Raw genomic sequence first — 23,156 nt, 5'->3', positions numbered from 1 at the left:
GGCGGCCCGGCGGAGCCGGCCCGGGATGGAGTTTCGGGTGTACGTGACGTTGCGGGACCGGCCAGGCGGCTCTGATGCGAGCCGGGCCCGTATCGGCGTGCGCGGCGTCACCGGGACCGTGGTGCTGCTCGGCACGGTCAGTCTGCTCACCGACGTCTCGTCGGAGATGGTGGCCGCGGTCCTGCCGCTCTACCTCACCGCCGTGGTCGGCCTCAGCCCCATCGCGTACGGCTTCCTGGACGGCGTCTACCAGGGCGTCAGCGCCTTGGTGCGGATCGCTGGGGGCTACGCCGGCGACCGGGGCCAGCGACCCAAGTGGGTGGCGGTGGCGGGGTACGCCGGGTCAGCGCTGAGCCGCCTGGCGATGCTGCCGGCGGCGGGCTTCGCGGCGGTCACCGCGGTGGTCACCGCCGACCGGTTGGGCAAGGGCCTGCGCACCGCGCCGCGGGATGCCCTGATCGCCGCCGCGTCGCGGCCGGAGATGTTGGGGCGGGCGTTCGGCGTACACCGGGCGCTGGACACCCTCGGCGCCGCCCTCGGCCCGCTCGTCGCCTTCGCCCTACTCGCGGCTGTGCCCGGCGGCTACGACTCCATCTTCGTCGTCTCGTTCGCCTTCGCGGTCGCCGGCGTGGCGGTGTTGGTGCTGTTCGTTCCGAACCTGCCGACCGCGGTCGGCGCCGCCCGCACCGGCCTGCGGCAGGTGGTCGCGGAGGTCACCGGACGGCGGCTACGGCGGCCGCTGCTGGCTGCTGCCCTGCTCGGCCTCCTGACCGTCGGTGACGGCTTCCTCTACCTGGCCCTCCAGGACCGGGACGGCTTCGCAGCCCGCTACTTCCCGCTGCTCTACGTGGGAACCAACGTCGCCTACCTGGCGCTGGCCATCCCGCTGGGCCGGCTGGCCGACCGGATCGGGCGGGGCCGCGTGCTGGTCGCCGGTCACCTCGCCCTGCTGGGCGGCTATCTACTCGCGGCGCTGCCCGGGGGCGGTATCGGTCTCACCGTCGCGGTCCTGCTGCTGCTGGGAACCTTCTACGCCGCCACCGACGGCGTGCTCGCGGCCCTGGTGAGCCGGCTGTTGGCACCCGCCGCCCGGGGCAGCGGGATCGCGGCCGCCCAGACCACGGTGGCCCTGGCGCGGTTCACGGCATCCGTCCTGTTCGGGCTGCTCTGGAGCGGGCAGGGACCGCAGCGGGCGTTGCTGGTCTTCGCCGCCCTCCTCGCCGCGGCGGTGCCGATCGCCGCCTGGCTGCTGCGTGGCAGCGATCCTCCGGCCGCGGACGTCCCCAACCAGGCCCGCGCCGACGAGGTGCCGGCGTGAACCCGCGCGGCGACCGGGTGAGGGTGCTCGGTCCACGGGCGCGGCTGGCGGTGCTGGCGGCCGTGTTACTGGTCGCCACCGGGGGCGCGGGCGGCTACGTCTGGCAGGCGCGACAGGACCTGGTGACGGCGCGGGCGACGGCGACCGGCGCATCGACCCGCGACGACGTGGCCGCGGTCCGGAGCGGGCCGCACCTGGTCTTCCGCAACACCGCCCTGGGTACCGACTACGGCCGGGTGGCGATGGTCCCGCTCTCTGCCAGCGCCGGGCCGCGAGCGATCGCCGGGGTGTCCTGTGAGCGGGTCCACGCGACCCGGGGCGATGCGGTCTGCATCTCGGCGGACCGGGGACTCGTGACCACGTACCAGGCACAGGTTCTCGGCCCCGACTGGACGCCCCGACGCGACCTGCCGCTCGTCGGGCTGCCGAGCCGAGCCCGACTGTCCCGCGACGGCTCACTGGTCGCCACCACGACCTTCGTCCACGGCGACTCGTACGCCAGCCCCGGGCAGTTCTCCACCCGGACGGTGGTGACCCGGGTCGACGGCGAGGTCGTCGGTGACATCGAACAGTTCGAACTCATCGTCGGCGGCGAGGTGGTGACCGCCGTGGACCGGAACCTGTGGGGCGTCACGTTCGCCGACGACGACCGCTTCTACGCCACCGCCGCCTTCGGCGGCAGGACCTGGCTGGTCGAGGGGAGTCTCGCCGCGCGCCGGGTCACCGCGCTGCGGGAGGACGTCGAATGCCCGTCGCTGTCGCCGGACGGGTCCCGGATCGCCTTCAAGAAGCACGGTGACCTGCCGCCGGGCCGCTGGCGGCTGGCGGTGTACGACCTGGTGACCCGGACGGAGACGCTGTTGAGCGAGACCCGCAGCGTGGACGACCAGGTCGAGTGGCTCGACGACGACACGGTGCTGTACGGACTACCTCGGACGGATGCGGCCTCGGCCTCCAGCGACATCTGGGCTCTCCCGGCCGACGGCGGCGGGCAGCCGCGTCTGCTGGTTGCCGACGCCTGGTCGCCGGCGGTGGTCCGCTGACCCCGACCAACCTCAGGGGGCCAGCGGCTCGCCGTCGCTCCACACGTTGTCCCGCCACGTGTTGCCGGGCGCGGAGTCGGCGTAGGAGGTCACCGGCCCGTACGAGCCGCACTTGCGGTTGTCGCCGCGCTGGAAGACGTTGCCGGTGACCACGATCCCGCTGACCTGCGTCCCGTAGGTCTTCTTCTCGTCGAAGCCGCCGTAGAAGCAGTAGGACATCTGGTCGGAAGCGACGAAGAGGTTGTCCCGGATGATGTAGTTCGCGTTCGGTCCGAAGTCGCCGAAGATGGAGGCGTTGGCGGTGCAGCCGCCGCCACTGGCGTTGCCGGGCCGGTCACAGGCCAGGGTGTTGTGGACCAGCCGGATGTCACTGCCACCGTTGGACAGGAAGGCGTTGAGGTGCCAGTCCTCGCCGTCGGGCAGGTACTGGCCGTGTAGCCAGGAGTCCTGGATGAGGCAGTTGCGGTAGCAATTGACGCTGGTCTGCCCACCCCGGATCTCCGATCGCAGCACGGTGAGGTTCTCGAAGCCCACGGTATGTTCGTACGCCTGCCCGCCGTCGACTTCGGAGTCCTCGATACGCAGCGAGTGACGCTCACCCTCCAGTCGGATAGTGCCGTCGACCCGGCTGGACCTGATCACCACGTTCGCCGCCTTGATCACCAGCGAGCAGCGGACGTGCCGACGGTCGATCACGGTGTCGGCTCGGGTGATCGTGCATGGGCCCGAGTACCCTCCGAGCCGTACGCCGGCGCGTACCCCGGTGTTGCCGGCCGCCGGGAAGCCCGTCAACGCGGTGGCGGCCGACCGGGTGGGCCGGGCACCCAGCCGCTCGCTGGCAGGTGGCGACGCCGTAGACGTCGCGGGACCCGGTGATCCGCTCGCCGCCGACGCGCTCGGGGTCGCGTCCGTCGCGGCGACCCGGTCCGCATCCGTACCGGCCTGCCGAACCACCGCGACCACGCCGCCGACGCAGGCCGCGGCCAGCGCCAGGGCCAGCGCGATAGCCACCGACCGGCGCCGCGCGCGCGGGGTGTCGGGGCCACCGACGGGGGTCGGCTCCTTAAACTGCCGCACCGTCCGGATCGCCGGTTACGGCCGACGGTCGGCGACGAAGCGGGAGAGGCTGCCGAGCGTCTCGAAGAGTTCGGCGGTCACGTCGCCGTCGTCGACGGTGAAGCCGAACCGCTCCTCGAGCGCCGCGACCAACTCGAGGACCGCCATCGAGTCCAACTCCGGCAGGCTCTCCAGCAGCGGCGTCGAGGCGTCCAGCGTGGCCGCCCGGTCCTCGATGCCGAGCACCGAGACCACGACCTCCCGGACCTCGTCGAGGGTTTCCACGTGCGTGACGTCCACAGTTTCTCCTTCTGGGCGATCAGACCAGCACCTCGGCCGGGGCCGGGTGGCTGAGGAAGGCGGTCGGGCTGGCGGTGCGGCCGTAGGCACCGGCCTGGAACAGGACGACGAGATCCCCGACGTCCGCCCGGGGCAGTGTCACCGCGTCCCCGAGCAGGTCCAGCGGGGTGCAGAGGCACCCGACGACGGTCACCGTCTCGGCCGGCTCGGCGTCGATCCGTTCCGCCACCGCGATCGGGTAGTTACGGCGGATCACCTGACCGAAGTTGCCGGAGGCGGCGAGTTGGTGGTGCAGTCCGCCATCCACCACCAGGTACGTTCGGCCGCGGGAGACCTTCCGGTCGACCACACGGGTGACGTACACGCCGCACTCGCCGACGATGTAACGACCGAGTTCGATCACGATCCGCGCCTCGGGCAGCCCCTGCCGGATCGGACCCCGTACCAGGTCGGTGAGGTTCGCCCCGACCGCTGCGAGGTCCAGCGGCTCGTCGCGGTCGGTGTACGGGATGCCGAAGCCGCCGCCCAGGTTGAGGTAGCGCACCGGCAGCCCGGACTCCTCGGCCAGCCGGAGCACCAAATCGACGGTGCGTCGCTGCGCCTCGCAGAGGCTGTCGGCACGCAGGTTCTGCGAGCCGGCGAAGACGTGGAAGCCGAGGAACTCGACGTCGGCGTTCGCGAGTTCCTTCAACAGGGCGGGAACCCGCTCGGAGTCCACCCCGAACTGCTGCGGGCCACCGCCGAGGCGCATGCCCGAGCCCTTGACGGCGAAGTCCGGGTTGACCCGCACCGCGACACGCGGCCGGAGCCCGAGCCGGCGGCCCAGGGCGGCGACGCGGTCTGCCTCGTTCTCGGACTCCATCTCGATGGTCACGCCCGCCGCGATGGCTTGGCGCAGCTCCGCGTCGGTCTTGCCCGGGCCGGCGAAGCTGACTCGCTGCGGCGGCGTCGGCGTGTCGAGGGCGGTACGCATCTCCAGGGCGGAGGCGACGTCGAGGGAGTCCACCAAGCCGGCGAGGTGCTGCACCACGGCCGGCATCGGGTTCGCCTTCACCGCGTAGCTGAGCTGGATCTCCCGCGGCAGCGTGGCGCGCAGGAGCTCCACCCGCCGGGTGAGCAGCCGGCGGTCGTACGCGAAGAACGGCGTGCCGCCGACGCGCTCGGCGAGGCGGTCGACCGGTACGCCGCCCACGGCGAGCCGGCCGGCGTCGCGGTGGAAGGCCGCGGCGGGGTGGTTGGTCACGAGGTCAACTCCTGGCGTAGCAGGTTCCGGTCGAACTTACCGTTCGGCGATCGGGGCAGCGTGGGCCGCACCACGATCTCCCGGGGCAGCATGTACGGCGGCAGCTCCCGCTTCAGGACCGCGAGTAGGGCCGTTCGGTCGACCTCGGCGCCGTCGGGAGGGCTGACGACCAGGACCACCCGCTGCCCGAGCTTCGGATCGGGCCGGCCGAGCGCCACCGCGTCGCGGGCGAGGCCGCTGTCGTAGACGACCTCCTCGATCTCGGTGGGGCTCACCCGGTATCCGGACGTCTTGATCATGTCGTCGATCCGTCCGACGAAGTAGAGGTACCCCTCCTCGTCCCGCACGACGGTGTCGCCGGACCAGACCGCCGGCTCGGGGAGCAGTTGCCCGTCCCGTCCGGGCGCCGGACGGAACCGCTGCGCCGTCCGCGCCGGATCGTTCCAGTAGCCGAGGGCGACCAGCGCGCCGCGGTGCACCAGTTCGCCCTCCTCCCCCGGCTCGCAGGGCGTGCCGTCGGGGCGGATCACCAGGATCTCCGCGTTGGGGATCGCCCTGCCGATCGAGTCGGGCCGGCGGTCCACCTCCGACGGGTCGAGGTAGGTCGAGCGGAACGCCTCGGTCAGCCCGTACATCAGGTACGGCAGCGCGTTCGGGAAGGTGCCACGCAGCCGCTCCAGGGTGGCCTTCGGCATCCGCCCACCGGTGTTCGCGAAATACCGCAGATGGGTGCTGGCCTCCTCCGGCCATGGCTGGTCCGCCAGTTGCAGCCACAGGGGCGGCACGCAGGTGAGCCCGGTGACGCGGTGCCGGGCGCACAGCCGCACCACGTCCCCCGGGAGCAGATAGTTCATCAGCACCACGTGGGCGCCGACGGTGAAGGCGGTGGTGAGCTGGCTGAAGCCGGCGTCGAAGCTGAGCGGCAGCGCGGCCAGGATCACGTCGTCGGCGGAGTTCGCCAGGTAGCTACTGACGCTCGCCGCCCCGGCGAGCAGGTTGCGGTGCGAGAGCACCACTCCCTTCGGTCGGCCGGTGCTGCCGGAGGTGTAGAGGATCGCCGCCATGTCCACGTCGATGCCGGTGCCGGTGGACCCGAGCGGATCACCGTCACGCAGCATCGACCAGACGGTCACCGTCTGCCGATCGCTCCCCGCGCGCCCCCCGCCGATCAGGACCACGTGCTCGACCGACTTGACCTGCTCCAACTCCGCACGGAGCAGCGCGTACCGCTCCGGAGTGGTGACCAGCACCCGGACCGCGCAGTCGGCCAGGATGTAGCCGACCTGCCGGGGCCGCAGCAGCGGGTTGACCGGCACGAAAACGCCACCGGCGGCGGAGGCACCGAACATGGCCTCGACCGCCTCGATCCGCTTCTCGGTCCAGACGGCCACCCGGTCGCCGCGCTCGACACCGAGCCGGACCAGACCCGCGCCCACCGCGGCCACGCCCTGCCAGAGCTGCGCATAGCTGACCGTGTCGTCCTTGTAGGTGAGCGCGGGGGCGCCGCCCCGCCGAGCGGCCGCGTCCGCGACGAGCTCGTGAAGGTGAGTGCGCATTGTGGGGTTAGTCTCTCTCGTCCGGGCATCTGGTCACCAGTTGAGGCAGACCAGTTCGCTGTAGAGGTAGTCGATGTCGTCGGGGTCGAGGCTGTCGCTGCGGAACATCTTGCGCCGGGTGTCCGGGAGCAGGACCGACAGCGACGGGCGCCGGCCGACCACCCGCAGCTCCGCGAGGGTGGCGACCACGCCGTGGCGTAGCAGTAGGTGGCGAAGCAGCATCCGGTGCATCCGGTGGAACAGCTGTGGGTTGCTGACGTACAGGATCGACCCGAACAGTGGCAGCCGCTTGCGGCGGTCGCGACGAAAGACGACGTGGCACCACTGGTCGCCGTCGACCAGGACGACGTGCCTGGCGGCCGGGGCGTCCGCGTGGTCGAGGTAACGCTCCAGGTCGGGCCCGGTGAGCGTCCGCCGGATCACCTCCGGATCCGCGCTGACGACGCGCCGGCCCGGCAGCGAAGGCCAGGGCAGGTTCGGCACCAGCACGGTGCTGGTCTCCAGGAAGCAGAAACCCAGCCGGGTGTTGATCGGCACCACGTTGCCACTCGGTGAGAGGTCAGTGAAGTGGTAGCCGGGCTGGGCCAGCAGCGCCCTGAGTAGCTTGAGGCTGTGGAACCGGAACTCGGGCAGCACGCACCAGGCACCGAGGTTGCAGAACCGCTCCGCCTGGCCGGTCACCATACGCTCGGAATAGAAGGCGAGCAACACACCGACCACCTCGCCGCCGTCGGAGACCAGCATCATGCCGTGGTTCGGCGCGTCCACCTTCCAGGGCACGTCGACCGCGCGTACCCATGCCTCCACGGGGACTTGACCGTTAAGGTGGGTATGAAGGAATTGTCCCGCCGCTCTCACCTGCGACCCGGTGATGGGCTCGATCCGGATCCCCATTCAGGTCGTCCGACCCGGGGCAGGGCGACGGCACCGCCGGTGCCCGACGCGATGCGGGTCGTCAGCGGAGCGGACAGCCCACGGCGGACCGCCGAACCAGCTCCGGTCTACCACCGCAGGCTCCCTCGAACGTCCGACGTATGCGGCCCCGACCGGGCGTGGCCCGATCCAGCCGGGCGGCCGGTCCGGCAGGGGGCCCCGGCGACGATACCTCGTGTCGCCAGCGTGGGGCCGCAGCCCTGCCGGAAATCCGTCAGTCGTCGCCCGTAACCTGCCCGGCCGGCCGGCCACCACCCGACGGTCGCGGGTACTCCCACCCCAACCGGATTCCGTGCCGGCCTTCCCGTTCTTCCCCGCCACCCCAGCCGGCGTCGCCACGACGACGCAACCGATCGGAGCCGCGGCGCGCGCCGCGCGACCCAGGACTGTGAGGAGTGGACCATGATGCCCAGAAGCGGGTCACGTCAGAGCCGACGGCTCGCCGTCGTCGGCGCCCTGGCGGCGATGCTCGCGGCGTCCGGTGTGCTGGCCGTGGGCTCGTCCGCGGCGAGCCATCAACGGCCGGCGGAGACGCGCTCCGGCGCGACGGCTCGGACGCCGGCCCCACAGGGCCACGGAAGCTGGCACGACCGGCGGCGCCACCGGTCGCCCCGCCCGAAACCGACGAAGACCCACCCCTCCACGCCGGCCCCGACGCCCACCTCGTCACCGACGCCCACCTCGTCACCGACGACCCCGGCCCCCACCTCGTCGCCGACGACCCCGACGCCCAGCCCCACGCCGTCCCCGAGCACGGGCGGCGGCTGCGCGTTGCCGCGCTACCCCACCGCCGCCTGCACGGGGGTGCCGGCGGGCTGGACGCCGAGGGTGCGGCACCAGGGAGACCTGGTCATCACCCGGGCCGGCACGGTGCTGGAGGATCACCTGGTCACCGGCAGCATCCTGGTCAAAGCTGAGAACGTCGTCATCCGCCGCACCCGGCTGTACGGCACGGTGGACAACTTCCTCGGCAACCGGGTCCACGGCCCGCTCCTCATCGAGGACTCCGAGGTGGTCAACCCGCCCGGCGAGGAATTCTCCACCGACCAGCTGTACGCGTTCGGGGTGGCGAACTACACCTGCCGCCGCTGCAAGGTGATCAACCGGATGGAGGGCTGGCGGGTCGCCGGCAAGGACTACCCGGGCGCGGCACCCGTGACCATCGAGGACTCCTACGCCCGACTCGCCGTTCCACCGGGAATGTGCCGCACCGTGGACCCGCACGGCGACGGCGTGCAGAGCTACCACGGCCCGAGCGTGGTCCTCCGCCACAACACCATCGACCAGCGCCTCGACGACTGCCCCACCGCACCGGTCTTCATCCCGGACCAGCGCAACGACGGCGGGACGATCCGCGACAACCTGCTGGCCGGCGGGAGCTACTCGCTGCGGGCCACCGGCGGCTGGTTCCCCGCCATCACCGGCAACAAGATCGTCCATGATTCGTACGGCTACGGCCCGATCGACGTGGACTGCCGGAAGATCGGCACCTGGAGCGGGAACGCCACGGTCACGTACGACTGGGCCACGGGCCGCGTCCTCGGCGAGGTGACTGCGCTCAACCGCTGCCGCTGACCCGAGACAACGGTTAGGCGGCGGGCGACGAGCGCCCGCCGCCTAGCCGACCGTCTTGAGTTCGCGGATCACGCCCCGCAGCCGATAGCCGAGCAGACCGATCGCGGCAAGCGTGGTGACCCCGGCCACCGCAAGCACCACCAGGTCGATCGCGCCGGCCCGGGCCATCAGCAGGGCAACGAGCACGACCGCGACGGCACCGAGCAGCGGCGGACCCAGCCGCGCGGCGACCGACAGGGTCCGAATCCCCGCCCGGCGCAGCGCGGTGAGGTACAACGGGAAGATCACCAGCAGGGCGACCGCGAACTGGACCGCCGCGGCGGCCTGGAGCCCAGCCAGCGTGCCCGCCGCATACAGGGAGGGCAGCAGCACCACGAACCAGACCACCTGGACGTTCAGCACCACGCGGGTGTCGGCGATCACCACGAAGTAGTCGTAGCAGAGTTCGAACAGGATGCGCAGCGCCGCCAGCGGCCCCAGCCACAGGAGCACCCCCGCCGCCGGTTGCCAGACGTCGCCGTAGAGGAAGCGGATCAGGGCGTCCGACGCCGCCGCGAGCAGCAGGCACGCCGGCAGCGTGACGGATCCGAGCAGGGCGACCGCGGCGAGGAACGACCGGCGCATCGCCGGCGGATCGTCGTGCAGCCGGGCCAGCGCGGCCGGCACCACCGCCCGGACCGGCTGCGAGAAGACGGTTACCGGCCAGGTGGCGAGCTGGAGCGCGAGCACGTAGTACCCGAGTGCGGTCGGACCGAGCGTGGCACCGACCACGACCCGATCAAGGTTGGTGGTGGCGAACAAGACGATGCTGGACCCGGCGAGCGGCAGCCCGAAGCGGAGCAGCGCGCGAGCCTTCGCCGGATCGAATCCGAACCGCAGCCCCTGCGGCGCGAAGATGCCGAAAAGAACCGCCCCGGCGAGCGAGCCGGCGAGCTGCCCCAGCGCCAGGCTCATCGCCCCGTTGCCGGCCAGCGCCAGGCCGATCGACGCGAGCGCACTGGTCCAGTTCGTCACCAGGTCGGCCACCGCCTTCCGGTCCTGGCGGAACGCGCGTTGCAGCAGCGCCACGGGCGTCGCCACGAGGCCGCTGACGATGACGCTCAGCCCCAGGATCCGGATGACCGCGGTCGAACCGGGATCGCCGAGCACCCGGGCGAGCAGCGGCGCCCCGAGGAAGAGCCCGCCATAGACGAGCGTGCTGGTGAGCACCGACAGCGTAGCCACCGTCGGCGCGATCTCCCGAGGGTCACCGGGCCACCGCACGATCGCCAGGCTCACCCCCAACTCGTTGAAGCTCAGCACCGCCAGCAGAACCACCAGGGCCACTGCGAACGTGCCGAAAGCGTCCGGGCCGAGGATCCGGGCCAGCGCGATGCCGATGGCGAGTGTGCTGAGCCGGTTGATGATGGTGCTCGCCATGCTCCAACCCAGGGCCCGGGCCGCCTTCGCGAAGAAGGCCGGCCGCTCGGCCACCGGGGCGGGACGCTCCTCGACGCTCACCCGAGCATCCGTCGGATCCGCTGGCGGGCCGCGGTGGGCAGCAGGTCGGCCACACCCTTGTGCCCGGCCACCCGCAAGCCCTCCCGCAGCCGGGCCCCCGACCCGGGCCGATGCCGCAGCGCCTCGGCGTAGACCTCGTCCAGGGTCTGGGTGGCCGCCTTCAGGCTGAACCGGCTCAGGACCAGTCGCCGTCCCCAGTCACCGCGCTCGACGCGGAGACGCCGGTCGCCGACCAGCTCACCGATCTGTGCCGCCAGCGGGGCCGGATCCAGGTCGCCGTCGGCGATGCCGTAGAAGCCCCAGCGGAGGAAGTAGTCGATCGTCTCTGGGGCGCAGGTCCGGGAGAAACCCCGGATCCCGAGCACCACGAGGGGACGCGCGAAGGCCATCGCCCGCAACGCGGACCCGCCCATGCCCAGCGCGATGTCCGCGGCCGCGTACGCCCCACGTGGATCGTCCATCGGACCGGTCAGCACCACCGCCGGACGGCGCAGCGCCGCGTTCACACGCTCCGCCTCGGCCGCCACCTCCGGATAGGAGGGGCCCCCACCGGTCACCACCAACCGCAGCCGTTCGTCGTCGAGCAGCCGCAGCGCGCGGATCGCCCGCAGCACCCCCTCCGCCTTCATGTCCGGCTCGAGTCGGGAGACCACGCCGATCACGATCTCGTCCGGACCGATGCCATGGCGGGCACGGAACGGGAGGCCGTCAACCACCGCCGGGTCGTCGACGTCCGTGTTGACCGGAGGCTCGATCAACGTCGGCCGTGGCCGGAACGCGGCCACCTCCGCCTCCAGTTGTGCGGTGCCGACGACGAGGCCGCCGTAACGGGGCATCCAGCGAGGCACCCGCATGCCGTACACGGTCGTGACCACCGGCGTACCCAGGCGCAGGTGCGGGCCGTAGAAGGCGTCGAGGGCCACCGAGTACTCGTACGCGTGCACGAGGTCGGCCCGGAATTCGCGGACGGCCCGAGTCAACGCGCGGGACAACCCCGGCCGGACCGGCACGGTACGCCCCAGGCGCTCGGCCCGGTGCCGTACCGCGATCACCGGCAGTCCCGCCTTCCGGGCGAGGGCCACCATCGGGCCGGGCTCGTCCCGGTAGTTGCCGAATATTGCCACCTCGTGGCCCTGGTTCCGGACGCTGACCGCGAGATCCAGGGCGTTGAGCTGACTGCCCCCGAGCTCCAGATGGTGCAGGCCGACGAGCAGTCGCACTTCTCCCCCACTTCGAGCCGCCCGGCGGGTACCGCCGGACTGTCAGGTCACCGGACGACCGGCGGCGCGGGACCACACGACCCCGCGCCGCCGGTTGTCAGTACGGAGCGAACACCAGATCGACCCAGTAGTTCGCGCTCGACGACGAGGACGGATACCCGTCCCCGGAACCGTAACGGTAGGTCGCGCCCGAGGCCGGTACGGTCAGCTGCCCGACAGTGCGCGGGCTGGCCAGACCGCCACCGGTAACCGCGTACTGCCCGACGGTGGTGTGGTAGGAGATGACGTACTGCTGACCCGCGCTCACCGCAACGGCGGCCGGGAAGTACGCGGTCTGCCACCCTGACGCGGTCTCGTCGCTGAAGGTCACGGTGCTCAACCGCCTACCGCCCGGGGACCAGAGCGAACCGGTGTGCGGGCCGGTGTTGCCCGGCCCCTTGTAGAACCGAACACCGTAGACCTGCCCGTCGACGGCCGGGACGAACCGCATCCCCAGCTCGACGGCGGCGTTGTCGTCCCAGTTCGCGGTCTGCGGGACGTCGGTCACGGCGAAGATCCCGTGTGCCCCAGGCGGCGGCGGTCCGGGGTCGACCTCCTCGTCGGTCAGGAAGAGCGGGTCCACCCAGTAGTTCGTCGACGCGTAGGACTGGTTGGGAAAACCGCTCCCGCCGTAGCGGTACACACCGTTGCTACCGCCCGGCGCCGCCAGCGGCCCGACCGTCTGGGTGTTGGCGAAGTATCCGTTGTCGCCGGGGTAGAAGCCGTCGGGCGCGAAGTAGGAGGCCACGTAGTTCGTCCCCGTCGCCACGTTGAGCGGGCTGGCGAAGTAGGCGGTACGCCATCCCACGGCGGTCGTGCTCGGCAGGGTGACGGTGCGCAGCGGGGTACCAGCCGCGGACCACAGCGTCACCGGATGGCTGCCGGTGTTGCCCGGCCCCTGGTAGAAGCGGATGCCGACCACCCGGCCGTCGACCCGCGGCTGGAACGTCACGCCCAACTCGACCGCGTTGGCGTCGTTGTGCGCCGGCGTCGCCGGGACCGCGTCCGGCGGAAAGAGGGTGTGCAGCTCGGTGTCGAGCGCGGTGAAGAACGACCAGGTGGCGTTTCCCGACCGGCCCTCGGCGTCGGAGGCGGTGACCGTGGCGGTGTAGCTGGTCGACGGGTCCAGCGCGGCCGACGGGGTGAATGTCACCTTCTTCAGGGCCCCGTCGTAGGCGCTGGTCCCGGCGACCGGGGTGTCATCCTTGGTCAGCGTGAAGGAGACCGTGGCGGGGTCCAACGCCTTCGAGAAGACGGCCGAGGGCGTGCTGTCGACCGGAACGTCGCCGGAGCCGTCGGTCGGGGTGGTGGAGGTGACGACCGGCGGTAGGCCGGCGCTGACCGCGAAGGTGACGTCCACGTAGTAGTTGGCCGCACCGTACGTCTCGTTCGGGAAGCCACCCGAGCCCCCGTACCGGAACAGGCCGTTGCCACCACCGGCGGCCGACTGCGGCGCGGTGAGCGGACCGCTCGTCCAGTCGCTGGTGAAGAACCAGTCGTCGCCGGCGTAGCTACCGTTCGGCGCGAAGTACGACGCGACGTAGGTGACCCCGGCGGTCACCGGCACGGGCGAGCCGAAGCTGAGGCTCTGCCAGCCGCTGGCCGTCTCGTCGGCGAACGTGCCGTCGGCCAGCAGCTGACCTGACTTGGTCCACAGTCGACCCAGGTGGGTGCCGGTGTTGCCGGTTCCCTTGTAGAAGCGGACGCCGGTGACGTACCCGTCGGTCTGCGGGGTGAACCGAACGCCAAGCTCCACCGCGGCGCCGTCGGCCACCGCGGGCCGCTTCGGCACCCGCTGGCCGAAGAGCGTGTTCGGGCCGGTGAGCGGGAACTCCCGGGTGGCCGGGGTGCCGATGTTGACGCTGTCGTCGATGGCCCGGACGCGCACCACCTGGGAGCTCAGGCCCGCCGCGTAGAAGGTGTACGACCAGGACGTGGTGCCGGTCGCCGGGTGCCAGCTCGCGCCGTCGTCCGTGGAGACCTCCACCCCGGCGACGCGTCCGCCGACGTCGCTGGCGGTGCCGGTAAGCGTCACCTCACCGCCCCGGGCCACCGTTGCCCCCGCCGCCGGCGTGGAGATCGTAACCGTCGGCGCCGTGCCGTCGGTCGACGCGGTAGCGGCCACCAGGCCGGTCATCAGGGTGCCCGGCTGGACACCCATGTCGGCGAAGAGGTTGATGACGGCCTGCTGCATCCGGCTGTCGGTCGGGGTGGCCTGCCCGTCGTGTACCGCGTCCAGGCCCCAGGTGTACTGGATGGTGCCGGCACCGAAGACCAGGGCACCGCTGGCCGCGCGGTACAGGGTGAGGTGGTGGGTGGTCGTGCCGGGGGCGACCTTGTTGCCGAAGTCCTGCAGCACCTGCGGCACCTCGCCGGTGGTCGTGGAGAGCCGGATCAGACCCGGTGGCCGGAAGCCGTTGTCCAGGTCCTCGTCCGACTCGTAACCCACCGTGTGCGGAGCGAGGGTGGCGGACGTTCCGGCCGGCAGCGAGGTGAGGTCGGTGTTGCGCCAGAGGCGGTACCTGCCCTCCTCGGCCTGCACGGTCAACGCGAGGTCACCGTCGTTGACCATGAACATGGTGCCCATCAGCTCGTTCTCCGGCCGCCCACCGTCGGACGGGGGGCTGAACCGCGGGTCCCGCCAGGTGCCGGTCCACGCACTCGACGGGTCGATCTTCGCTTCGGCCCAGGTCTCCTTGTAGGAGACGAGGGTGCGGTAGGCGGTGTCGCTGCCGTCCTTGCTCGGCTCCCAGCGGGTCTTCCAGTAGATCGAGTTGCCGCTGAAGAAGGCGAGGTGGGTGCCGGCGTCCCGGGCGGCCTCGACATTCTGCCGCTGGGCGCCCGACCAGTACTCGTCGTGGCCCACCGAGAGGAAGATCTTGTGGTTCTTGATCAGCTCGCCACGCCGGTCGCTGTCGACGTTCGTGGTGTAGCTGACGTCGTACCCGTTGCGCTCCAGGAAGCGGATCATCGGGTACTCGGCGCCGAAGAGGAAGTCTCGCCGTTCTACGCTGTTGCGGGTGGCGAAGGGGCGGTTGTAGCTGACCTTGTAGGCGCGGCCGGCCGAGCCACCGCCGGAGTAGAAGTCGGAGCCCCCGTACTTGTTGTAGGCGTGCCACGTCGCGTCGGAGGTCTGGAAGAAGACGTCGGAGGTACTGACGTCCTGCCGCACGACGAAGGTGATGTGGCTGTTCCCGCCGGTGTCGGTACGCTGCAGCCGGGCGATGTGGACGCCGGAGACCACGGTCGAGGGCACGGTCCAGGAGGCGGAGACCGCCCAGTTGCCGCAGTCGAACAGCGCGGTGGCGGCGTCGGTGATGCAGTCGGGCTGCGTTTGCGGCAACGGCGCCGAGGGGTCGACGCTCGCGACCTTGCGAGCTCCGTCACCGCCGTACCAGCCGAGCCGGTAGATGTCGATGATGTACGCCGCCGCGTCGGTCTTGATCTTGAAATCGACTCGCTGTCCCGCGTTGACGCTGATGTCCGTCGCGAACCCCTGGATCGACGGATCGCCACTGCCGTCCACGTCCCACGCCGAGGCCGGGGTGCCCGGTTTGCTGTTCTCACAGACGACCGGGTTGACCACCGGGTTACACGGATCAGCCTGAGCCGAACCGGGGGCCACGAACGCGCCTGCCGCGACCGCCACGACGAGCGCGAGCGCACCCGTCGCGCGGCGCGTCAGGAACCCACGGCGTGCACGCACTGTGGACCACACTGACGCGACGCCGCGACCGGCGATCCGCCCCTGCTCTCCGTTCACGACGCTGCTCCCTCGAAAGTATTCCGCGCCAACCTGTACTCAACGCCGCCGGTCTGCTACGTTCGGTGCCGGCCGGTCGGCTGGATGCACCACCGGTCGGCGCCGGCCCGCTCGGCTGGCCCAATCGACTGGCCAATCGGCCGAGGCACGAGCCTAGCGCCGCCCGGCGAGAGCACGCCCCACGATATGGGACTGTTCCGCCCCCACGACCGGTCAGGCTTTTCCACCGGTGGTCCGACTCGATCGGTCATGGGCCCAGGCGATCCGGCCCGTTCGCCGCGCTCGGCGGGCACCTCGCTCGGCCAGGAGAGTAATCGTCACGTAGCAGACGGCGGCCGGGGACAACCAGGGGGCGCGGAGCACCACATCCGTCAGCCAGGAACTCTGACGCGAACGGCGGACCCCGGGCAGAGCGTCGCGCAACGCGGCGTTGCCGGCGCGGACCCGGACGAGACGACGGACCAGGTCGCCGACACGCATGGGTGCCGCCACCCGTACGGTCACCGACGTCACGACGAGCCGTTCCCGCTCGACGAAGAGCGAGTCGAGAAAGAGGTCATCGGCGGTCTCCTCGGGAAACCGCCCGAACCTCGCCCGTCCCTGCCGGGAAAGGGCGATCACACCTCGGCCATACAGACCGCCGACGACGGCGGGCAGTCGGGAGTGGATGGTGTAGTAGGCGCGCACCGCCGGCGAGCGTCCGGACAACTCCATCCGACGGGTCGGAACGGCGGCGAGCGCGCCCGTGCGCTCCACTTCCCGGGCCAGCACGTGGATGCCGCCCTCGTCGAGCACCACGTCGGCGTCCAGGTAGACGCGCGGATAGCTGGTCGCGATGGCGTCACCGGCGTTGAGGGCTGCGGCCTTACCCGGCTCTGCCAACTCGACGACGGTGACGCCGCGGCGCCGGGCCACCGCCGCCGTGTCGTCCGTACAACCGTTGGCTACGACAATCACCTGCGCCGGATCCGCGACGGCGGTGTCGCGCAGCACTCTGTCGAGGCAGCGGTCGAGGACGGCGGCCTCGTTGTGCGCGGCAATGATGATGCTGGTCAATCGAGTCCCCGGACGGTCGAGGTACGGATAATGCGGGCGGGGTGGGTCAACCGCCACACCGCGCCGCTGAGGCCCACGAAGAGGGCCAGGCTCATGGCGAAGGTCGTGTAGTAGAGCGAGTCGAAGGTGCCACCGACCACCACGGCCACCACCTGGGCCGAGATGAGGGCCACGCAGAGGTGTCGGTCCTCGTCCCGGGTGGCCCGACGGAACGCGATCACGGCGAGCACGATGCTGACCACGTGCACCGCGAGCAGCGCGAGCACGCCGAGGACGCCACCTGTCACCAGGGTATAGAGCCACTGGTTGTCCAGGATGGTGTCGTGTACCGGGTGGTCGAGCAGCGTCCTGGGCCCCCGCCCCAGCCAGGGCCGCTGGCCGAAGAAGTGCGACACCAGATCGTAGTCGTTCGTCCGGCCCTCGATGCTCGGGTCGACGCCCACGTTCAGGAACATCGCCTTGAGCGTGCCGAGCACGCCCGGCTTGAGCAGCGTGATCGCCATCACGGCGCCGGCGCCGAGGAAGAGGAACGTGTACCGCAGCCGCCACGACCAGATGGGCACCATGACGAGCAGGGCCAGTGCAAGCGCGACGATGCCGGTGCGGGAGATCGACATCGGGTTCGCGACGGCCGCGAGCATCGCGCACACCGCGGCCAGCCGCCGATGACCCTTCTGCGGCGCGAACCGGGCCACGTGGATGGCGAAGGGCACCATCATCGCCATGACCGCGCTGTACTCGATGTAGTGGACGGTGGTTCCGGCCACCCGGAACTGCCCCTCGTCCCCCCGCTGGCCAAAGCCCGCCAGGCCGCCCTTGACCTCCAGGCCGGGGATCACCAGGTGCGCCGAGACGTCGTACTTGAAGACAGCCTGGAGGATGCCCACGATCGCCATGAACCCGCTACACCACACCGCCACCCGCAGGACCCGGTTGAGCCGGTCCCAGTTACGGATCCCGTCGGCGGCGATCAGCGCGATGCCGAGGAACTCGAACAGCTGCAGCATCGCGAAGTCCTGGGCGTTCGCTTCCTGGCTCGGTAGACCGCGCATCAGACCGGCGAGGTACGACAGGAGGTGGGCTACCAGATAGACACAGAGCACCCACCGGATCGGCTGCGGTCCCATGAGCAGCAGCCTCGGATTGAGCCGGGCCAGGCACCACCAGGCGAAGAGCAGCATCGCCACGAGCAGCGCCGGGCGGCCCGCGTAGGTCAGGTTGGGCACGATCAGCGTGCCCGGCAGGACGTAGAGTAGGACGACGGTGACGCCCAGCAGCGTCGAGACGTCCAGCCGGGACCGGCGGCGGCGAATGCTGTACGTGCCGTGGGTCAGGAGCGACGGCTCGAGATCGACGGGATGGTACGCGGTCGCGGTCACGACCTGTCGGCCCTGCCCCCACGTGGCCAGGTGGTGGAGTGGGACACGGGGAGGACGACGGTCGCGTCGGCCGACGCCGACGCCGGACGGCGCGGATCGGGGTCGGTCCGGCGGGCGGGCTGGTCCCCGGCGGGGCGGTCCCGCCAGGGCTGCTGCCCGCCCCGATCACTCGTCGGCACCTCGGTCGGCTGCGGAGCCACTCGCGGCGCGGAAGCCCCTACCGCCGGGCTGGGCCCCACCCGGGGCACCTTCCCCACCACCTGCGTGATCTCGCCGTCGAAGGGCGCGGCGGAAGGACTGGCCGTGGCGGGTCGGGCACCGGCCTCCGCCTCGGCGTCCGCCGAACCGGTCCCGGTCTCCGTCCGGCGCCGGGCCCGTCGGCGCAGCCAGGCGTCCACGGCGACCGTCACCCCGGCCGTGAACAGCAGTCCGGCACCCAGCGCCACGACCATCACCCGCATGAGCTTGGAGTTCTGGACCTCGACCTCGGTGCCGTCGTCGATCGCGAGCGTCGTGATCAGATCGCTCTCCGCTACCTGCAGCGAGGCCTGCCGTCCGGCGACCGCCTCACTGATCAGCGCGAGCATCCGCTGGGCGGTGGCCGTCGCCTGTTCCGGGGAGTTGCCCACCGTCTCGATCTCGAACAGGGGAACGCGGTCCATCGTGACGGTGACGTTGTCGGACAGACCGTCCGCCACCATCTGCTTGAGCACGGACTGCCGGGTCACGTCGATCATCGCGGCGTTGCCCAGCGCCACATAGCCGAGGTCGAACCAGGGATTCTTGATCGGCTTCTGCTGCCCATCCGGGAGGGTGACCACCGGTGGCGGGATCAGCTGGATGTGCGCCTTCGCGCTGTAGTCCGGCTTCACCGTCTGGCTCGCCACACCAACCAGGACGAGGACGGTCAGCAGGAGCGGCAGGGAGATGCGCCAGCGCCGGAAGAGCAGCTTGGTCATGTCCCAGAGGTCCACTACATCCCCTTGCCGAGGTTCGGGCGAGAAAAGGTCACGCCGCACTCGGCACGCGGCGAGACGGACGCGGACACGATGCTACGGGTACCCGCAAGTGTCACCGCGCCGGCGGCCCTTTGGCAAGAAAAGAAGCACACCCGGCCGATACTTCAAACCGGGTCGAGAGGTGGTATTTCTAACTTACCGATCAATCAGTCGGCGGGTTGACAGACGGCTCGATACCAACGGGGGATGTTGTCAGTCCCCGATTCCACGATCGTGACGGAGCGACCATCGCTCCTCGCCGCCGCCGCACCGCCGGCGGCACGACAGAACCTGGCTACGACGACGGCCGACCGGCCGCCGAAGGGAGCGTCCATGGCAGCGGAACAGGTGCGAGCGAATTCGCCTGGGCGTTCCTCTGGGTCGCCTGGCACCTCGCTGTGCTGGTCGTGCGGCACCGGGTGGTGGCCGCCCAGGTCTGCAACCCGCCGGACGTGTTCTGGCCACTCGCCCTGGTGATGCGCGTGACCGGCCGGGGCTGGATCTTCGACCACCACGATCTCAGCCCGGAGTTGTACGCCTGCAAGACGGCTGCTCCGCGCCCCTTCATCACGAGGTTCCTCACCTGGTTCGAGCGACTCTCCATGCGGTTCGCCAGCGAGGTCGTCGCCACCAACGAGTCGTACCGGCAGATCGCGCTGACCCGGGGCGGATGCCCGCCCGAGCGGGTGACGGTCGTCCGCAACGGGCCCGCGGCCAGCGAGATCGCTACTCCGACCAGCGCCGACGCCACCGGCGGCAAGCGGATCGTCTACGTCGGCGTGATCAACGAGCAGGATCACGTGGACCGCGCCGTGCTGGCAGCCGAGCGGCTCGCCGCCCTCCGCGGACGGGACGACTGGGAGATGGTCATCGCCGGCGACGGTGAGCGTCTTCCCGGGCTGCGCAGCATGGTCGACGAACGTGGGCTCGCCGACGTGGTCCGCTTCACCGGGTGGCTTCAGGCCCCGGAGGTCGACGCGCTCCTGCGCGGCGCCACCCTCGGTATCCAACCGGACATCCACAGCGACATGACGAACCTGTCCACCATGGCCAAGACCGTGGAGTACCTGGCCCGCGGTCTGCCGGTGGTCGCGGTCGACCTGCTGGAGACCCGCCGCACGGCCGATGCGGCCGGGCGGTATGTCTCGACCGGTGACGCGGACGAGTTCGCCAAGGCGATGGACGAGTTGCTCGACGACGAACGCGGACTGGCGCAGATGCGGGCGATCGCCCGGGAACGGTTCACCTCGGTCCTGGCCTGGGAGCACCAGGCAGCCGCCTATCTCGACGTCTGGCGCCGGGTGGTGCCGCTGCCCGGCGGTACGGCGCAGCCCACCGTCCGGGCGGAGCCGGCCCCTGCCTCCGAGCACTCGTCGTGATCGCCGCGGTGAAGCGGGCGGGCCAGGACCGACTCCGGCGGATCGGTCACGCGCGGGAACTACGGCGACGCACTCCCCCGCCGGTGCGGTACGACGAGAGCCGCCCCGGACCGGGCGTCGTCTACTACCTCAGCCCCGACGATGACAAGCCCAGTGGCGGCATCCGCAACCTCTACCGCCACGTGGACCTCCTCAACGAGTCGGGAATCCCCGCCGCGGTGCTGCACGCCCGGCCGGGCTTCCGAGCCGAGTGGTTCGCCAACGACACCCGGGTGGCCGCAGCCGGGGACGTGACGCTCGGTCCGTCCGACCTGTTGGTGGTGCCCGAGTACTTCGGCCCGGGGCTGGACCGGCTGCCCGCGCCCGTCCGGAAGCTGGTCTTCAACCAGAACGCCTACCACACCTTCGCCGAGGTGCCCGTCGACGGCACCGCGGCCGGCGCCCCGTACCGGGACTGCCCCGGCATCGAGGCGCTGGTCACGGTCTCCCGGGACAACGCCGCACTGCTTCGCCACGCCTTCCCTGACCTCGACGTGCACCTGGCCCGGGTGGTGGTCGACGCGCAGGTATTCCACCCGCCGGCACGCCCGGCCGCCCCACGGATCGGTCACATGCCCCGCCGCCGCGCCGCCGAGCAGGAGCAGCTGCTGCACATCCTGCGATCCCGCGGCGTGCTGGCCGGTTGGGAACTCGTGCCGATCGACGGGCTGACCGAGGCGCAGACCGCTGAGGCGCTGCGGAGTTGCGCGGTCTTCCTCAGCTTCAGCGAACGTGAGGGGTTCGGCCTGCCGCCGGCCGAGGCGATGGCGAGCGGCGCCTACGTCGTCGGCTTCACCGGCCTCGCCGGGCGGGACTTCTTCGACCCCCGGTACTGCGCACCGGTCGCCGAGGGTGACCTGCTGGGGTACGCCGTCGCCGTCGAGCGGGCACTACGGCGCTACCAGGAGGATCCTTCGACGCTCGTGGCAGCCGGACACGCGGCGGCCGAACGGATCCGCTCGGAATACCATGCGGACGGCCTGCGGGCCGACCTCGCCAGCATCTACCAGACCTACCGCAACCCCGCGGCGCCCGACCGGTCCGCACGAGGAGCGCAGACTACGTGACCACCGCGCCGGTACCCGGGTCCGACGATCTCGTCGCCGTCATCGTCGTCACCTACAACAGCGCTGCCGTCGTACCGGATCTGCTGGACTCCCTCGGCCCCGGGCTCGCCGGCGTGCGCTGGCATCTCACGGTGGCCGACAACAACTCATCGGACGGTACCGCCGGCCTGGTCCGACGGCTCATGCCCGACGCGCGCGTCGTCGAGACCGGCCGCAACGGCGGCTACTCGGCCGGCATCAACGCGGCCGTGGCCGCCGCGGAACCCTTCACCGCGGTGTTCATTCTCAACCCGGACATCCGGCTCGCGCCGGGCTGCGGCCGGCTCCTGCTCGACCTGCTGCACCGCGGCGACGGCGGAATCGTGGTGCCCCTGGTGACCATGGCGGACGGCACCCCCGAGCACACCCTGCGACGTGAGCCCACCGTGCTGCGTACGCTCGGTGACGCCTTCCTCGGCGCCGAACGGGCGGGCCGCTTCCCGTTACTCGGCGAAACGGTCACCGACCCCGACACGTACGGGCGGGAAACGTCGTCGGACTGGGCGGTCGGCTCCGCCATGCTGATTGGCGGGCGCTGCTGGGCGGCATGCGCGCCATGGGACGAGTCGTTCTTCCTCTACTCGGAGGAGACGGACTTCGCACTGCGGGCCCGCGACGCCGGCTTCAAGACCCGGCTGGCCCCCGCCGCCCACGCCACCCACATCGGCGGTGACTCGCGGGCGGCGCCCTGGCTGTGGCGGCTGCTGACCCTCAACAAGGTGCGCCTCTACCGGCGCCGGCACGGACGGCCGGCCACAGCCGCGTACTGGGCGGCGATCCTGCTGCGGGAACTCAGTCGGGCCGCCCTGGGCAGCCCGACCAGCCGGGCAGCGGTGAAGGGCCTGTTGAGCCCGGCGACGCTGCGGGAGGTACCCGGCCCGCCCGGCGACCGGCGGCCCGCGATCGGCGCCAGGCCGTGAGTCGACGTCCCGGCTCGCGCCGGAACGTCGACTCGGCGCGCTAACGCCAGCGCTTGACCAGCCCCACCGCGCTGGAGCGGGCCCGGCCGAGCAGCCCCGGCCCGAAGACGATGTCGCGCAAGCTCTCGGCGGTGTCCTCCGCCCGGACGCTGTACCGCGGCTGCAGCCACGCGCCGGCCCGGGCCGGACGCCGATCGCTGGTGAAGACCCGCGTGTAGCCCGCTGCCCTCAACCGGGAGAGGACCGCGCGATCATACCGGCCGAGGGGGCAGGCGGCCTGGTCGACCGGCTCGCCGACAAGCTCGGCGAGCCGGTCCCGAGCCGTGTGGAACTCCTCGGTAGCCTCCTCGCGGGTGAGGCCACGCCACGGACGGTGCCACATGCCGTGACTGCCCACCGGCATCCCGTGCCGCCCTAGTTCCCGGACACCGTCGTCGTCCACGCTGCCGGGCTCACCCAACCGGCCGGCGATGATGAAAAAGGTGGCCCTCACCTGCCGGTCGAGCAGGGCGGGTAGCCCCACCTCGAGGTCCGAGGCGTTGCCGTCGTCGAAGCTGAGTCGCACCTGGGGCCAGGAGACGACCTCGTCGAGGATCGCGTGGAACCGGTCAACGCTCACCCAGTAACGACCCTCACCCGGCTCCAGCTCACGGCGCGGCGTACCAATCCCGTGGAACAGAATGTTGATCACGCTGCGGTCGGTCATGGCTCTCCTGTGCCTGAAACGACGGGG

General features: G+C 71.3%; 19 protein-coding genes. 6 read left to right on the top strand and 13 right to left on the bottom strand.

The window, feature by feature from the left end; all coding sequences use genetic code 11:
• The first annotated feature begins 25 nt into the window (after nucleotides 1-25).
• Together QTQ03_RS02860 and QTQ03_RS02855 are read left to right on the top strand one after the other, a co-directional pair.
• Nucleotides 26-1,318 carry an MFS transporter gene (locus QTQ03_RS02860; RefSeq protein ID WP_289276591.1) on the top strand — a complete coding sequence of 431 codons (1,293 nt, stop codon included), beginning with the start codon at nucleotides 26-28 and terminating at the stop codon, nucleotides 1,316-1,318.
• On the top strand, nucleotides 1,315-2,361 hold the full coding sequence (locus QTQ03_RS02855) for a TolB family protein (protein ID WP_289276590.1): 1,047 nt from the start codon (nucleotides 1,315-1,317) through the stop codon (nucleotides 2,359-2,361). The genes QTQ03_RS02860 and QTQ03_RS02855 overlap by 4 nt, the downstream gene beginning before the upstream one ends.
• Nucleotides 2,362-2,373: 12 nt before the next feature.
• Here the strand turns inward: QTQ03_RS02855 and QTQ03_RS02850 are convergent, their stop codons facing one another.
• The 6 genes from QTQ03_RS02850 to QTQ03_RS02825 form a co-directional block, all read right to left on the bottom strand.
• Entirely contained in the window at nucleotides 2,374-3,372 is a 999-nt protein-coding gene (locus QTQ03_RS02850) for a hypothetical protein (RefSeq protein ID WP_289276589.1), read from the bottom strand.
• A gap of 81 nt (nucleotides 3,373-3,453) precedes the next feature.
• Entirely contained in the window at nucleotides 3,454-3,717 is a 264-nt protein-coding gene (locus QTQ03_RS02845) for an acyl carrier protein (protein WP_289276588.1), read from the bottom strand.
• A 19-nt stretch (nucleotides 3,718-3,736) separates the two neighbouring features.
• Nucleotides 3,737-4,960, bottom strand: coding sequence for a pyridoxal-dependent decarboxylase, exosortase A system-associated (locus QTQ03_RS02840; protein ID WP_289276587.1), 1,224 nt, complete (start codon nucleotides 4,958-4,960; stop codon nucleotides 3,737-3,739).
• Complete coding sequence (locus QTQ03_RS02835; RefSeq protein ID WP_289276586.1) at nucleotides 4,957-6,516, bottom strand: acyl-CoA ligase (AMP-forming), exosortase A system-associated; 1,560 nt, start codon at nucleotides 6,514-6,516, stop codon at nucleotides 4,957-4,959. The genes QTQ03_RS02840 and QTQ03_RS02835 overlap by 4 nt, the downstream gene beginning before the upstream one ends.
• A gap of 33 nt (nucleotides 6,517-6,549) precedes the next feature.
• Nucleotides 6,550-7,323 (bottom strand): hypothetical protein, encoded by a 774-nt coding sequence (locus tag QTQ03_RS02830; protein ID WP_289276585.1) that lies wholly within the window; start codon nucleotides 7,321-7,323, stop codon nucleotides 6,550-6,552.
• Nucleotides 7,324-7,964: 641 nt separating this feature from the next.
• Nucleotides 7,965-8,204: a hypothetical protein gene (locus QTQ03_RS02825; RefSeq protein ID WP_289276584.1), complete on the bottom strand. Its 240-nt coding sequence runs from the start codon at nucleotides 8,202-8,204 to the stop codon at nucleotides 7,965-7,967.
• 73 nt (nucleotides 8,205-8,277) lie between these two features.
• On the opposite strand from QTQ03_RS02825, the gene QTQ03_RS02820 reads away from it, so the two are divergent.
• The gene (locus QTQ03_RS02820; protein ID WP_289276583.1) at nucleotides 8,278-9,024 is read left to right on the top strand and encodes a hypothetical protein; all 747 of its coding nucleotides are present in this window, start codon (nucleotides 8,278-8,280) and stop codon (nucleotides 9,022-9,024) included.
• A 42-nt stretch (nucleotides 9,025-9,066) separates the two neighbouring features.
• On the opposite strand, the gene QTQ03_RS02815 is transcribed toward QTQ03_RS02820, so the two are convergent.
• The 6 genes from QTQ03_RS02815 to QTQ03_RS02790 all read right to left on the bottom strand — a co-directional run bounded on the left by QTQ03_RS02815 (nucleotide 9,067) and on the right by QTQ03_RS02790 (nucleotide 18,955).
• Nucleotides 9,067-10,524, bottom strand: coding sequence for an oligosaccharide flippase family protein (locus tag QTQ03_RS02815; RefSeq protein ID WP_289276582.1), 1,458 nt, complete (start codon nucleotides 10,522-10,524; stop codon nucleotides 9,067-9,069).
• Complete coding sequence (locus QTQ03_RS02810) at nucleotides 10,521-11,744, bottom strand: glycosyltransferase family 4 protein (protein ID WP_289276581.1); 1,224 nt, start codon at nucleotides 11,742-11,744, stop codon at nucleotides 10,521-10,523. The genes QTQ03_RS02815 and QTQ03_RS02810 overlap by 4 nt, the downstream gene beginning before the upstream one ends.
• A 97-nt stretch (nucleotides 11,745-11,841) precedes the next feature.
• Entirely contained in the window at nucleotides 11,842-15,489 is a 3,648-nt protein-coding gene (locus QTQ03_RS02805; RefSeq protein WP_289276580.1) for a DUF4082 domain-containing protein, read from the bottom strand.
• A gap of 270 nt (nucleotides 15,490-15,759) precedes the next feature.
• Nucleotides 15,760-16,602, bottom strand: a complete 843-nt coding sequence (locus tag QTQ03_RS02800) for a glycosyltransferase (protein ID WP_289276579.1) — start codon at nucleotides 16,600-16,602, stop codon at nucleotides 15,760-15,762.
• Nucleotides 16,599-17,981, bottom strand: a complete 1,383-nt coding sequence (locus tag QTQ03_RS02795) for an O-antigen ligase family protein (RefSeq protein WP_289276578.1) — start codon at nucleotides 17,979-17,981, stop codon at nucleotides 16,599-16,601. The genes QTQ03_RS02800 and QTQ03_RS02795 overlap by 4 nt, the downstream gene beginning before the upstream one ends.
• The gene (locus QTQ03_RS02790; protein WP_289276577.1) at nucleotides 17,978-18,955 is read right to left on the bottom strand and encodes a hypothetical protein; all 978 of its coding nucleotides are present in this window, start codon (nucleotides 18,953-18,955) and stop codon (nucleotides 17,978-17,980) included. The genes QTQ03_RS02795 and QTQ03_RS02790 overlap by 4 nt, the downstream gene beginning before the upstream one ends.
• 203 nt (nucleotides 18,956-19,158) lie before the next feature.
• On the opposite strand from QTQ03_RS02790, the gene QTQ03_RS02785 reads away from it, so the two are divergent.
• The 3 genes from QTQ03_RS02785 to QTQ03_RS02775 are packed head-to-tail and all read left to right on the top strand — an operon-like array spanning nucleotide 19,159 to nucleotide 22,423.
• Entirely contained in the window at nucleotides 19,159-20,358 is a 1,200-nt protein-coding gene (locus QTQ03_RS02785; RefSeq protein WP_353890559.1) for a glycosyltransferase, read from the top strand.
• Nucleotides 20,355-21,464: a glycosyltransferase gene (locus QTQ03_RS02780; RefSeq protein ID WP_289276575.1), complete on the top strand. Its 1,110-nt coding sequence runs from the start codon at nucleotides 20,355-20,357 to the stop codon at nucleotides 21,462-21,464. The genes QTQ03_RS02785 and QTQ03_RS02780 overlap by 4 nt, the downstream gene beginning before the upstream one ends.
• Nucleotides 21,461-22,423 carry a glycosyltransferase gene (locus QTQ03_RS02775; protein WP_289276574.1) on the top strand — a complete coding sequence of 321 codons (963 nt, stop codon included), beginning with the start codon at nucleotides 21,461-21,463 and terminating at the stop codon, nucleotides 22,421-22,423. The genes QTQ03_RS02780 and QTQ03_RS02775 overlap by 4 nt, the downstream gene beginning before the upstream one ends.
• A gap of 40 nt (nucleotides 22,424-22,463) precedes the next feature.
• Here QTQ03_RS02775 and QTQ03_RS02770 read toward each other — a convergent pair whose 3' ends face one another.
• A complete protein-coding gene (locus tag QTQ03_RS02770; RefSeq protein WP_289276573.1) occupies nucleotides 22,464-23,129 on the bottom strand; it encodes a polysaccharide deacetylase family protein in 666 nt (221 codons plus the stop codon).
• Nucleotides 23,130-23,156: the final 27 nt, after the last annotated feature.

Source organism: Micromonospora sp. WMMA1363 (assembly GCF_030345795.1).
Taxonomy (GTDB): Bacteria; Actinomycetota; Actinomycetes; order Mycobacteriales; family Micromonosporaceae; genus Micromonospora.
The sequence above is the reverse complement of the archived record's forward strand: the minus strand, read 5'-3'. Positions and strand labels throughout refer to the sequence as shown.

What these genes read in the sequence shown, in the direction of transcription:
- QTQ03_RS02835 (WP_289276586.1), bottom strand. Translation starts at nt 6,516, where the DNA reads ATGCGCACTCACCTTCACGAGCTCGTCGCGGACGCGGCCGCTCGGCGG.
- QTQ03_RS02770 (WP_289276573.1), bottom strand. Translation starts at nt 23,129, where the DNA reads ATGACCGACCGCAGCGTGATCAACATTCTGTTCCACGGGATTGGTACG.
- QTQ03_RS02860 (WP_289276591.1), top strand. Translation starts at nt 26, where the DNA reads ATGGAGTTTCGGGTGTACGTGACGTTGCGGGACCGGCCAGGCGGCTCT.